Here is a 12,730-nt window from a genome sequence, read left to right as displayed (position 1 = left end):
TTCAATGAGGTGAATCGGAATGGAATTATCAGAAATTAGGGTAGAGCTCGAAAATATGGCTTCTCGTTTAGCGGACTTTAGGGGGTCTCTTTGACCTCGAATCAAAGGAGGCCCGCATTGCTGAGCTAGATGAACAAATGGCTGATCCAGAATTTTGGAATGATCAGCAGAAAGCGCAAACAGTCATAAATGAAGCAAACGGTTTAAAGGATTACGTCAATTCGTATAATAAACTAAGTGAATCGCATGAAGAATTGCAAATGACTCATGATCTTTTAAAAGAAGAGCCGGACTCAGACCTTCAGCTTGAGCTTGAAAAAGAGCTAAAATCATTAACCAAAGAGTTCAATGAGTTTGAGCTTCAGCTTCTTCTCAGTGAGCCGTATGATAAAAATAACGCGATTTTAGAACTGCATCCTGGTGCGGGCGGTACAGAGTCACAGGATTGGGGCTCTATGCTTCTCAGAATGTACACGAGATGGGCTGAACGCCGCGGATTTAAAGTAGAAACGCTCGATTACCTTCCGGGAGATGAGGCTGGAATTAAGTCAGTTACGCTGCTGATTAAAGGCCACAACGCTTACGGATATATGAAGGCAGAAAAAGGTGTCCATCGTCTCGTGCGGATTTCTCCGTTTGATTCCTCCGGCCGCCGTCATACTTCATTTGTATCGTGTGAAGTTATGCCTGAATTTAACGACGAGATTGATATTGATATCCGTACGGAGGATATTAAAGTTGATACGTACCGTGCAAGCGGAGCGGGCGGACAGCACGTCAATACGACGGATTCAGCCGTTCGGATTACTCACTTGTCGACGAATGTGGTCGTGACATGCCAAACGGAACGCTCACAAATTAAAAACCGTGAAAGAGCCATGAAAATGCTGAAGGCCAAGCTGTATCAGCGCAGAATTGAAGAACAGCAGGCAGAGCTGGATGAAATTCGCGGTGAACAAAAAGAAATCGGCTGGGGCAGCCAAATCCGCTCTTATGTATTCCATCCGTATTCCATGGTAAAAGACCATCGGACCAATACAGAAATGGGGAACGTTCAAGCGGTAATGGACGGAGACATTGATACATTTATTGATGCCTACCTGCGCTCTAAGCTATCATAAGGAGAAAAACACACCTATGTTTCTAGGTGTGTTTTTTCATTTCTTCATATCCTTACTTTCATTGCTGCTTTAGCATATTACCACTTCATTTGGGTGTTATTTACATCTAATCATGGAAGGATTAAAATGCTATCGGAGAGCATAGGAAGAAACGGAGGATATATGATGGGTGTACAGAATAAAACATATCGAGTGATACGGGATTATATATACATATTGATAGGAGCAGCGATTACAGGAGTGTCCTTTAATGTATTTTTGCTTCCAAACAAGATTGCTGCAGGCGGTGTCAGCGGAATCAGCACGATTTTGCAGTCTTATGGTTTTGAAGCAGCATATGTACAATGGATTATTAATATTCCTTTATTTATTGCCGGTGTGATTTTACTCGGGGGGAAATTTGGACTGAAGACGCTTGCGGGTTCTGTGTTTTTGCCGCTTGTTGTGTTTTTGACAAAAGATATTCAGCCCGCCACCCATCATGAGCTCTTAGCGGCGATATTTGGCGGCGTGGGTATCGGTATCGGAATTGGCATTGTCTATTTAGGAAAAGGTTCTACGGGAGGTACAGCCCTGGCTGCACAGATCATTCATAAGTACTCCGGTCTGTCATTGGGGACGTGTCTTGCCATCATTGACGGATTAATTGTCGTGACGGCTATGATCGTATTTAATATTGAGCAAGGTTTATACGCAATGCTTGGCGTCTATGTATCCAGTAAAACAATTGATGTCGTTCAAGTCGGCTTCAATCGGTCAAAAATGGCGCTTATTATCACAAAACAGGAGCAGGCTGTCAAGGAAGCTGTTTTACAAAAGATTGACAGGGGCGTGACGAAAATTTCCGCGGTCGGCGGATATACTGATGATGACCGCCCGATTTTAATGTGTGTGGTTGGGCAAACTGAATTCACCAAATTGAAACAAATCGTAAAACAAATTGATGAGTCAGCTTTTGTGATAGTGGCCGATGCAAGTGAGGTGCTTGGCGAGGGTTTCAAACGCGCTTAAACGAGGTTATAATATGGGAGAGATCGTAAAGGAGTTGTGCTTTTCAACATGAAATCAAAGTTATCGATATTAATGCTTGTATTTGCGCTTTCTGTTCTCTTGGCTGCCTGCGGTTCAAATGATGCCAAAGAAGAAAAAACTAACACCGGCAGCAAGACTGAAGCCTCTGCAGCTGAAGGGGAAGAATTATATCAGCAAAGCTGTGTAGGCTGTCACGGCAAAGATTTAGAAGGTGTGTCAGGGCCTAACCTTCAAGAGGTCGGAGGCAAATACGACAAAGACAAAATTGAAAGTATTATTAAAAACGGCCGCGGCAATATGCCGAAGGGGCTTGTAAATGATAAGGAAGCCGCCGTTATTGCCAATTGGCTGTCAGAAAAAAAATAAGATAGGAAAATCCTTGCCCCGCAGTGAGGCAAGGATTTTTTATGCGTGACAATAAGAATGAAAAGAAACTGTAATAGTATTATGTCTAAATTTGACGTATAATGAAGTGTATTGAAAAATGTAACTTTCAGATTTTTCATCTTTTTACAAATGAATAGGTCATAAATAGTCGAATGAGTTCGAAGAGTATGACCGTGTGATAGATAAAATGATATAAAAGATTAGGTGATTTCATGATAGAGATGAAAGAAGTATACAAGGCCTATCCGAACGGCGTAAAAGCGATCAATGGAATTTCGGTTACTATTCATCCCGGCGAGTTTGTTTATGTTGTCGGTCCGAGCGGAGCAGGTAAATCTACATTTATTAAAATGATATTCAGAGAAGAAAAACCGTCAAAAGGACAAATTTTAATTAATCATAAAGATCTTGCTGCAATTAAAGAAAAAGAAATTCCATTCGTGCGCCGTAAAATAGGTGTGGTCTTTCAGGATTTTAAGCTTCTTCCAAAACTTACTGTTTTTGAAAATGTGGCGTTTGCCCTTGAAGTGATTGGAGAACAGCCGTCTGTCATTAAGAAGCGGGTGCTTGAAGTGCTTGATCTCGTGCAGCTGAAGCATAAAGCGAGACAATTCCCTGACCAGCTTTCAGGCGGAGAGCAGCAGCGTGTATCTATTGCCAGATCAATTGTGAACAACCCTGATGTAGTCATTGCTGATGAACCTACAGGAAACCTTGACCCTGATACGTCTTGGGAAGTCATGAAGACGCTGGAGGAAATCAATAACCGCGGGACAACAGTTGTGATGGCGACACATAACAAAGAAATTGTAAACACCATTACGAAACGTGTCATTGCAATTGAAGATGGTATCATTGTGCGTGATGAGTCAAGAGGGGAGTATGGTTCGTATGATTAAAATTCTCGGGCGCCACTTGCGTGAGAGTTTTAAATCTCTCGGGAGAAACACATGGATGACGTTTGCATCCATTAGTGCTGTAACTGTTACACTGATTTTAGTCGGCGTGTTTTTAGTAATTATGCTGAATTTGAATAACATGGCTTCGAATGCTGAAAAACAAGTCGAAATCAAAGTGCTGATTGATCTGACTGCAGATCAGAAGGCGCAAGAAAAGCTGCAGAGCGATATTAAGGATCTGAAGGGTATTGAAAGTGTCTCTTTTTCCTCTAAAGAAAAAGAGCTTGACCAGCTAGTTGACAGCTTTGGCGAGAGCGGAAAATCCTTGACGATGAAGGATCAGGAAAACCCGCTTAATAACGCATTTGTCGTAAAAACGACAGATCCGCATGATACGCCGAATGTGGCGAAAAAGATTGAAAAAATGGATCATGTCTATAAAGTTTCTTATGGAAAAGAAGAGGTCAGCCGTTTGTTTAAAGTGGTTGGTGTTTCCCGCAACATCGGGATTGCTTTAATTGTCGGCCTGGTATTTACGGCAATGTTCTTAATTTCCAACACCATTAAAATTACTATTTTCGCAAGAAGAAAAGAAATTGAGATCATGAAGCTTGTTGGCGCGACGAACTGGTTTATCCGCTGGCCGTTTTTCCTTGAAGGATTGCTGCTTGGCGTATTCGGTTCAGTCATTCCGATCGCACTGGTGCTGAGCACTTATCAATATGTCATCGGATGGGTCGTTCCGAAAGTTCAAGGATCGTTTGTCTCTCTTCTTCCTTATAATCCTTTTGTATTCCAAGTTTCGTTAGTGCTGGTTGCAATCGGTGCCGTAATTGGGGTATGGGGAAGTTTGACTTCCATCCGCAAGTTTCTGCGAGTATAAAGAGAAAAAAGCCGTCCCGCTTCCGGGAGGGCTTTTCTTTTGTCTTCTTTTTCTTCTATGATTACATGAAATCTCCATCCTTTACATATACTATCTCTAGGTTTTTGATAAAGACAGTTTGTCATACAGGAGGAGTAAAGGATGAATCAAAAAATAATGGCTTTGATAGCAGCGGGAAGCATGCTGTTCGGGGGCGCCGGTGTATATGCGGGAATGAACCTGCTTGAGGTGGATAAGCCTCAGGCTGCAGCTGTTCCTGCGGCGGCACAAGCTGATTCTACACGGGATAAGGCTATGGACAAAATCGAAAAAGCATATGAGCTAATTTCGAATGAATACGTAGAAAAAGTTGATAGAGAGAAGCTCCTAGAGGGAGCAATCCAAGGAATGCTGTCTACGCTAAATGATCCTTATTCTGTCTATATGGACAAGCAGACGGCTAAGCAATTTTCTGATTCTCTTGATTCCTCGTTTGAAGGCATCGGAGCTGAGGTTGGAATGCAAGACGGCAAAATGATTATTGTTTCTCCATTTAAGAAATCGCCAGCAGAAAAAGCCGGTCTCAAGCCTAATGATGAAATTATCAGCATCAATGGAGAACCGATGGCCGGCAAAGATTTAAATCACGCTGTGTTAAAAATAAGAGGGAAGAAAGGGTCCAGCGTTTCAATGAAGATTCAGCGGGCTGGTACGAAGAAGCAGCTGTCATTCCGGATCAAAAGAGCTGAGATCCCGCTTGAAACAGTTTTTGCTTCAAAGAAAAAAGTGCAGGGGCATTCGGTCGGATATATCGCCATCTCTACTTTTTCTGAGCATACGGCTGAGGATTTTGCAAAAGCGCTGGGAGATCTGGAGAAAAAAGCAATTGAAGGCCTTGTCATTGATGTACGCGGCAATCCGGGCGGGTATCTTCAAAGTGTGGAAGAAATTCTTAAGCGCTTCGTCACTAAGGATCACCCATATATTCAAATTGCAGAACGCAATGGAGATAAAAAACGTTACTTTTCAACATTGGCCCATAAAAAAGCATATCCTGTCAATGTGATCACAGATAAAGGAAGTGCCTCCGCTTCAGAAATTCTTGCCGGCGCATTAAAGGAGGCAGGGCATTATGACGTTGTAGGTGATACTTCTTTTGGCAAGGGAACGGTGCAACAGGCTGTTCCGATGGGAGACGGCAGCAATATTAAGCTGACGCTTTACAAGTGGCTGACGCCAAATGGGAATTGGATTCATAAGAAAGGGATTGAACCGACCATTGCGATTAAGCAGCCTGACTATTTTTCTGCAGGGCCGCTGCAGCTGAAAGAGCCGCTTAAAGTGGATATGAACAATGAAGATGTCAAACATGCCCAAGTCTTATTAAAAGGTCTCAGCTTTGATCCGGGACGTGACGATGGTTATTTCAGCAATGATATGAAAAAAGCAGTCATGGCCTTTCAAGATCAAAACAAACTGGATAAAACAGGTGTAATCGACACTCGCACTGCAGAGACACTAAATCAGCTGATAGAAAAGAAAAAATCTGATGAAAAAAATGACTTACAGCTCCAAACAGCGCTGAAATCATTATTTTCCAATTAAAGGAGATGGTATTCCATCTCCTGTTTCTTTATACTTAACGATAAGATGGGTCATAAGTAATATAAAAGATCAGTTTTTAACAAGAAATTTAAAAAATTTTCACAAATAAACATTTATAAAGGACCGTGATTACCCGATATCAATATATGAGAGAGACTTTCTAACGAGATAATATGCATTTAAAATGAAACTTTTGCAAGTTGCCTAGTCTTTGTTTACTTCATACAATATAAGAAGGTTCTAAAAAGAACAGTAATCAGGTTTATGGCAGCTGAACAACAGGTATTGAAGAGTAATGTTAACGAGAATGCTTGTTATAGCACGCCAGTACTGCTGCTTATACTGGCCCGTGCTTTATCTGTATAAAGAAAATGGGGGTTCACAATTGAAGAGGGCAAGTATTGTGCGTGAAAAAAAATATTATGAATTAGTTGAACAATTAAAAGACAGAACACAAGACGTAACATTTTCATCTACAAAAGCACTAAGTCTTCTTATGCTGTTCAGTAGGTATTTGGTCAATTACACCAATATTGAATCAGTAAATGACATCAATGAAGAATGTGCCAAGCATTATTTTAATTACTTAATGAAAAACCATAAGCGATTAGGGATCAATCTGACAGATATAAAAAGATCGATGCACCTGATTAGCGGGTTATTGGATGTGGATGTGAACCATTATTTAAAGGATTTTTCCCTATCGAATGTCACGCTGTGGATGGCGCAAGAGAATTAAACCTTCCTGAGGATATCCAAGCCATTTAATATTTGATAGAATATGAGTAACATGTTTGGCTTGAGGCGGTGAAAGATAGTGTCTGTTCAATGGGGAATTGAACTGTTAAAAAGTGCGGGATTGTTCTTCTTACACCCGTTATTCTGGTTTTTTATCATCATAAGCCTTGCTTTCGGCTATGTAAGAATCAAACGGGAACGGAAAACCTTTCATACAAAAATAGCAGATATTTATGATGATTTGAAATTTACTTATACAAAGGGACTGATCCCTGGTCTCCTTTTGTCAGTTGTTTTAGGTGTACTCGGGATCTCGATACCTCTGGGTTTACTTGCGATTATTGCCGTTATCACTGCGGCAGCAGCGCTTACTCTTCGCGCAAACTGGATGTCTGCTGCATATATCGTCGGCGTGAGTATGCTGATAGGTTTCGGACTGCAATTGTATCAGGCGGAGCCTTTTCTGGAGAGATTTCCGCAAGGATTTGCAGTCGTTTGGCCGGCTATGGCTGTGTTTTTAGGTTTATTAATGATCATTGAAGGAGCGGTTGCTTTTCGCTCCGCACATGTGAGAACATCACCGGCACTTGTCGTAAGCAGCCGCGGTTTGCCGATCGGACAGCAGCTGGCAAACCGGATATGGCTTTTGCCGCTGTTTCTTCTCGTACCCGGTAACGGATTGGAATCGCATCTTAGCTGGTGGCCTGTGTTTACTGTACCCGGCGGGTCGTTCCATTTTCTGTGGATTCCTTACTTTGTCGGATTCGGACAAAGGGTGCAGGGATCGCTGCCTGAGACGAGCATAAGGATCACAGCGAAACGGGTTTGCATTCTCGGACTTGCCGTTAGTGCTCTCGGTGCAGGGAGTTTATGGTGGACGCCGCTTGCGGGTGCAGCTGTCTGTGTGGCTGTAGCAGGACGCATTTTTCTGTCCATTAAGCAACGGGTGAATGACAACGCTGCTCCGTTTTACTTTTCAAAACGTGATCAAGGCTTAATGGTGCTGGGGATTATACCAAATACGCCGGCTGAAGATCTGGAATTAAAAATCGGGGAAATCATTACGAAAGTCAATGGCATACCTGTTAAGAACGTATCTGATTTTTATGAAGCACTCCAGCTTAACCGTGCATATGTGAAGCTGGAAATTATAGGTTTGAATGGAGAAATTCGTTTTGATCAAAGAGCTTCGTATGAGGGAGAACATCATGAATTGGGTATCCTTTTCGTAAAGGATGACCGTGAAGACGAAGCAGCCGCTTTGTCAGGATCATAAATGACAGCCCGACACCGCAAAGAGATGTGGTGCCGGGCTGTTTTGTGTTACGCTGAGTTTTTTTTCATCTGTGCCGTTTCATCCGATTTGATGCCTAATGAGACAAAAATGCCAATGATGGAGACAGCAAAGAGAATGATAAATAGGGTGTGATATCCCGAAATCAGACCGATCAAGGCCGATGAAATGATGCTTCCAAAATAACGGAAGGTCGAGAAAATGCCGGATGCTACTCCTGACATGCCGGGGTCTACCGTGGCGAGGGATGACACCTGCATGCTGGTCAGACCGACTCCGGATGCGAGCCCTCCCAGAATGAGAGAAATCATCAGGAATAAGACCGAGTGCGAGCTGCTTAATAACAAAAATAATAGATTCGCTGCCGCCATCATCGCAAATGAAAGAAAAATGATTTTTTTTGCTCCCCATTTGTGGTGAAGCTGGGCGCCCGCCCAGTTGCTGGCCGACATGAAAATTGAAAATACAGAGAGCGCCATGCCGCTGTTAGACGTATTGAGCCCGAATTGGCTCGTCATGAATAACGGCATGATCAATAAGACGGCATACATCATTAAATTGCTTAATAAGACTGATAGATTGGCATTTGTAAAGGTCGAGCTTTTAAACAGTGTAAAATCAATAATTGGATGCTGTGTGCGTTTTTCTCTCCTGAAAAAAAGCGGGACAAAAAGAAGGATGAATACACTGTATACTGCATAGCCCCATGAAGCCTCAGTTTTCGTCAGCAGGATAATCGAAACAATACTGCCTGCAAGCAAGAGAGAGCCGATGATGTCCAGCGGCGCGTTAGATTTATTTTCTTTATATGGAGGGAACATCGTTAATGCCGCAAATAAAGCAATCGCGAGAAATGGGATATTGACCCAAAAAATCGAATGCCAGCTAAAGCTATCAATCAGCAAAGAGCCGATGAAAGGGCCGAGTGCTGCCCCAAGTCCTGCGCCAAGTCCGAAGAAACCAAACACCTTCGGCAGGCGTTTTTCAGAAACGACGTGACGGATAATGGCGATGCTGTTTGGCGTAAGCAGTGCGCCTCCAACAGCCTGCAACGCCCGAAAGACAATCAACAGCACTAGGCTCGGTGAGAGTGCGCAGCCTAAGGAAGCGATAAGAAAAAGGCCGACACCCCATAAGTACATTTTTTTATTGCCATACATGTCACCGAGTTTTCCAGCAATCGGCTGTGTGACTGCCATTACGATTAAATAAACGGTAACCACCCAAGTGATGCTTGCGATGGACTCGTTATACGTATGAGATATAGATGAGAGCGCGACCGCGATCATCGTTGAGTTAATGGGTGCGAGGATGGCCCCTAATAATAGTGAGACGATCAGCGCCCATTCTTTTCTTGAACTCATTGGGATCCTCCTTTTTGTAATGCCAAGGAGTTCATCAAGAAATTCCTTTGACAAATAGAGCTGTGCTATGCTCCAGCATTTTTTTCTGAGGCATTGAAGCCGCCCGGTCTTCTAAATGGAGACGATGGATAAAATAACCGAAAATGATCGACATGAATACGTCGGCATGCTCCGCTTCATCTCCAGTTTGAATCACCCCTTTTTCGCCCATTGATTTGAGATAATCAATCAATAGCTGTTTCATAAATTGATGATATTCTGTTACGTGGTTGATGATATCCTGAAACATGGCCGGTTCACGAAAGCTGATTTTAATAATATCTTTTTTTTGTTGGAGCTCCTCCAAAAGACAGGTTCCGATATGAAGCATGTCTTTGTACAAATCGCCTTCTGTTTGTTCCAAAATGCTGCTTCTGTTTGGAGAATGCTGAGAAAGCAAAGCCTCAACTAGTCCCTGTTTGTTTTTAAAATTCCTGAAAATCGTCGCTTCACTGACATTTGCTTTTTCTGCAATTTCTTTTGTCGTCGTTGCGCGGTAGCCTTTTTTGACGAGCAGTTGCATGGCGGCGTCAAGAATTCTCTTGTTTGTCGGTCTCAATACGTTCACCTCACGAATATACTGGCAGGACAAGAAGTATACACCTGTCCTGCTTGTATCAGAAAGAGGGAGGGCGCATTAGGCTCTGCTGACGACCGTAATGCTGCCGCTGCTTCCGTCCACAGTAACGATGTCACCGTTTCGAAGTCTTTCTGTTGCTGTACGTGTGCCAAGAACGGCAGGAATGCCATATTCTCGGGCAATGATCGCAGCATGTGACAAAATGCCGCCTGTGTCTGTAATAATCGCTTTGGCATCTTGAAACAGGCTGGTCCATAGCGGTGTGGTCATTTTGCAAACGAGGATGTCCCCAGACGCGAATTGAGAAAATTCACTGGCATCCCGAATGATTTTTACCGGACCTGTGGCGATACCGCTTGATGCTGCAATGCCAAAAATGTGATTCTCTGTATTTTTTTCATCCTCAATGACGGCGCCGACAATTTCTTCAGCAATTTTGAGCTGTTCTTTTGTCGGAGTACCGAGGTAGGCAGGTGCTTTGGCAATCTCATACTCGTGAAAGTCCTGTCTGCGTTTTTCAGCTTTTTCTTGCAGGGATACAGGGTGAAGAAGCGCGTTTTCCACTTCATCATCATACAAGAACCAAAGGTCTTCCCGATCTTGAATGACCCCGTTTTTCGCCAGCAATTCACCTACCTTGAGCAGAAAGACTCTCGCCTTGGCATCCAGCATGGCATCAATATAAAAGTGATGGTCATCCATTATATTTGCAGAGTTCAGTGTCCACTGATAATACCGGTCAAATTCGTCGCGTACATTAGGATCCTCTATGGTTTTCAAGAAGTCATGGTATAATGTCTCTCGTTTTTCTTTTGTTTTCTGAAATTCATTGTCAAAATGATAGCCATTACGGACGTAATTTTGAATATTGGCCAGTGCAAAATACGGGTTTTCTGCCCAGATTTGTTCAATTAAATCATGGCTTTTTACAGATCTCCACCCGTAATCCTGTAAAAACTCATGGATGTTCTTGAGAAAATGTCTGCCCTCATCTGTTTGTTCCAATTTTTCCTGGAGCTGTTCCGGTTCAGCGCTTTCAAAAATGGACAGCAGATTTGGGTTTCCCTGTACTTTAACCGAATAGAGCCACAGACACCGGTCAGTTTCCAGTGATTTGTTCATTTTTCCTGTCAGCATTTCGTAAAAATGAGCGGTTTCGGATTCTCCTTGAATGCGCTGGTACATCGCTTGCAATTTGTTTGTCAGAAGCATTTGCGGGAAAACAATATTGAAATGCTCATCATAAGCCCTGAGATAAAAGGCTTTTAACTTTCTAAAAGCATCAAGCGCGCTTTCAGCAGTATGATCCGTTTGTGCGAGCTGATCCAGCGTCTCGTAAAATGGAAGGTATGTGTGGTTGATGATGTCATACATACGCTCTGATAATATCGGGAAAATCTCTTTACCGCAGTTCTCATCAGGATGATGCCCGCCTTGGTTTTTGGAGTAAATGTGCCCGCGATAAAGCTTCACTTCTTCTGCGACCGCGCCAAGCGGAAACTTTTGCATGTTTTTCTTCAAGCCATATTCCATGGCCGGTACAATGAATGATGAAAATAACGGACTTACCGGGCCTTCAATATTTGACTCCATGTTGATCCAGAAATCATCCATATCAGCGTCTGTAATCATGAAGCTGCGTTTTTCCTCTGCTGCTTTTTTATCCTGTTCAATGGTTGTGATCGGACGAGCTTGCAGAAGGTATACTTGATGATCAGCGATTCCGAATTCGATATCGACCGGATATCCGTATAGGTCTTCAGTTTTTTTCGTGATTTCAGCCAGTTCAATCACTTGTTCATCTGTAAGGCAAAAACGGCTTCTCATATCTTCACTTGTTTCTTTTTCAGCAATTCCTTCTGCCGCAGACTGCATGTAGATTTCCTTTGCGCCTATTTCTTTCTGAATCTCAAAGGAAGATTTATTGACTATAAATGTGTCTGGAGTGACACTTCCTGAAACGACAGCTTCCCCCAAACCATAGCTGGCGCTGATTAATAGCTCTTTATCATTATGGGTAACAGGATTGCGGCTGAAAATAACACCTGACACTTCTGACTCAATCAGCCCCTGAACGACAACGCCCATTAACGGCTCTGCGATTTGATTGTTCATTTTTTTCTTATAGCTGCTCACTCGGCCTGAAAAATATGAAGCCCAGCACTCTTTCACTTTAGCTAAAAACTCTTCTTCTGTTTTGATATTTAAGTAGGTTTCATATTGACCTGCAAATGAAGCGCCTTCTAAATCCTCCGAAGCAGATGAAGAACGCACGGCAACGGATTGGTATGATTCTCTCAGCTCGTAAAAGGAACTTGTCAGCTCATGTTTCAGTTCTTCAGTAAATACGCCTGTGATAATTCTGCTTTCGATGTTTTCGCTTGTCTCATGGAGCTGGTTATCCTCCATAAAGCGTGCGAGTGCATTCGTCTGAATAACGAACCCGTTCGGAACAGGAAGACCGTGCCTGGTCAGTTTAATCAAGTTCATGCCTTTTGCTCCAGCAAGCTCGCTGGATTCTTCTGCTTGGCGAAATATGACAGAATACATATCTAAAACCCCTCTTTCCTTCATTTGTTTTTTCTCTCTAGTTTTTTATGATGGAGCCTGTGTTTAAAAATGATAGTAAACACTATCATCCAATTGTAAATTTTCGGGAAAATGCCGTCAAACGCAGAAAGGCCTAAATAAAGTGAATAGTTAAGTTGGTTACATTATCATGGAAAATACAGGTGGAATGGTTCTGTATACCTATTTTTCTTTTATTTTTAAAATCTGGCAATACTCATTCGGGTGATACATTTATATT

At 42.6% G+C, this 12,730-nt stretch carries 11 protein-coding genes; 8 read left to right on the top strand and 3 right to left on the bottom strand.

Annotated elements, in window-relative coordinates; translation table 11 throughout:
• Nucleotides 1-19 precede the first annotated feature (19 nt).
• From prfB to minJ, 8 genes are all read left to right on the top strand, one after another.
• Nucleotides 20-1,121, top strand: a protein-coding gene (gene prfB, locus AAGG74_RS11830) for a peptide chain release factor 2 (RefSeq protein ID WP_162104182.1) whose coding sequence is annotated in 2 segments (ribosomal slippage) — nucleotides 20-91 and nucleotides 93-1,121 — 1,101 coding nt in all. Because the reading frame shifts where the segments join, the coding sequence is not laid out codon by codon here.
• 165 nt (nucleotides 1,122-1,286) lie between these two features.
• Complete coding sequence (locus AAGG74_RS11825) at nucleotides 1,287-2,132, top strand: YitT family protein (protein WP_202923615.1); 846 nt, start codon at nucleotides 1,287-1,289, stop codon at nucleotides 2,130-2,132.
• A gap of 48 nt (nucleotides 2,133-2,180) precedes the next feature.
• Nucleotides 2,181-2,519, top strand: coding sequence for a cytochrome c551 (gene cccB, locus AAGG74_RS11820; RefSeq protein WP_429675586.1), 339 nt, complete (start codon nucleotides 2,181-2,183; stop codon nucleotides 2,517-2,519).
• Between the two features lie 233 nt (nucleotides 2,520-2,752).
• Nucleotides 2,753-3,439 (top strand): cell division ATP-binding protein FtsE, encoded by a 687-nt coding sequence (ftsE, locus tag AAGG74_RS11815; protein ID WP_162104185.1) that lies wholly within the window; start codon nucleotides 2,753-2,755, stop codon nucleotides 3,437-3,439.
• A complete protein-coding gene (gene ftsX / locus AAGG74_RS11810; protein ID WP_162104195.1) occupies nucleotides 3,432-4,322 on the top strand; it encodes a permease-like cell division protein FtsX in 891 nt (296 codons plus the stop codon). Before ftsE ends, ftsX begins: the two co-directional genes overlap by 8 nt.
• Nucleotides 4,323-4,463: 141 nt before the next feature.
• The gene (gene ctpB, locus AAGG74_RS11805) at nucleotides 4,464-5,906 is read left to right on the top strand and encodes a carboxy-terminal processing protease CtpB (protein WP_429675585.1); all 1,443 of its coding nucleotides are present in this window, start codon (nucleotides 4,464-4,466) and stop codon (nucleotides 5,904-5,906) included.
• Between the two features lie 385 nt (nucleotides 5,907-6,291).
• A complete protein-coding gene (swrA, locus tag AAGG74_RS11800; protein ID WP_162104187.1) occupies nucleotides 6,292-6,645 on the top strand; it encodes a swarming motility protein SwrAA in 354 nt (117 codons plus the stop codon).
• A gap of 78 nt (nucleotides 6,646-6,723) precedes the next feature.
• Nucleotides 6,724-7,920, top strand: coding sequence for a cell division topological determinant MinJ (minJ, locus tag AAGG74_RS11795; RefSeq protein ID WP_162104188.1), 1,197 nt, complete (start codon nucleotides 6,724-6,726; stop codon nucleotides 7,918-7,920).
• A gap of 47 nt (nucleotides 7,921-7,967) precedes the next feature.
• On the opposite strand, the gene AAGG74_RS11790 is transcribed toward minJ, so the two are convergent.
• The 3 genes from AAGG74_RS11790 to AAGG74_RS11780 form a co-directional block, all read right to left on the bottom strand.
• Nucleotides 7,968-9,302: an MFS transporter gene (locus AAGG74_RS11790; protein WP_162104189.1), complete on the bottom strand. Its 1,335-nt coding sequence runs from the start codon at nucleotides 9,300-9,302 to the stop codon at nucleotides 7,968-7,970.
• Nucleotides 9,303-9,336: 34 nt separating this feature from the next.
• Nucleotides 9,337-9,900, bottom strand: a complete 564-nt coding sequence (locus tag AAGG74_RS11785; protein ID WP_162104190.1) for a TetR/AcrR family transcriptional regulator — start codon at nucleotides 9,898-9,900, stop codon at nucleotides 9,337-9,339.
• A 78-nt stretch (nucleotides 9,901-9,978) separates the two neighbouring features.
• Complete coding sequence (locus AAGG74_RS11780) at nucleotides 9,979-12,471, bottom strand: PEP/pyruvate-binding domain-containing protein (protein WP_429675582.1); 2,493 nt, start codon at nucleotides 12,469-12,471, stop codon at nucleotides 9,979-9,981.
• Nucleotides 12,472-12,730: the final 259 nt, after the last annotated feature.

Origin of the sequence: Bacillus mexicanus (assembly GCF_050445615.1) — a bacterium.
Classification (GTDB): Bacteria; Bacillota; Bacilli; order Bacillales; family Bacillaceae; genus Bacillus; species Bacillus mexicanus.
The sequence above is the reverse complement of the archived record's forward strand: the minus strand, read 5'-3'. Positions and strand labels throughout refer to the sequence as shown.

Excerpts from the sequence above, each read along its gene's own strand:
- AAGG74_RS11825 (WP_202923615.1), top strand. The coding sequence starts at position 1,287 with ATGGGTGTACAGAATAAAACATATCGAGTGATACGGGATTATATATAC.
- cccB (WP_429675586.1), top strand. The coding sequence starts at position 2,181 with ATGAAATCAAAGTTATCGATATTAATGCTTGTATTTGCGCTTTCTGTT.
- ftsE (WP_162104185.1), top strand. The coding sequence starts at position 2,753 with ATGATAGAGATGAAAGAAGTATACAAGGCCTATCCGAACGGCGTAAAA.
- ftsX (WP_162104195.1), top strand. The coding sequence starts at position 3,432 with ATGATTAAAATTCTCGGGCGCCACTTGCGTGAGAGTTTTAAATCTCTC.
- ctpB (WP_429675585.1), top strand. The coding sequence starts at position 4,464 with ATGAATCAAAAAATAATGGCTTTGATAGCAGCGGGAAGCATGCTGTTC.
- AAGG74_RS11790 (WP_162104189.1), bottom strand. The coding sequence starts at position 9,302 with ATGAGTTCAAGAAAAGAATGGGCGCTGATCGTCTCACTATTATTAGGG.
- AAGG74_RS11780 (WP_429675582.1), bottom strand. The coding sequence starts at position 12,471 with ATGTATTCTGTCATATTTCGCCAAGCAGAAGAATCCAGCGAGCTTGCT.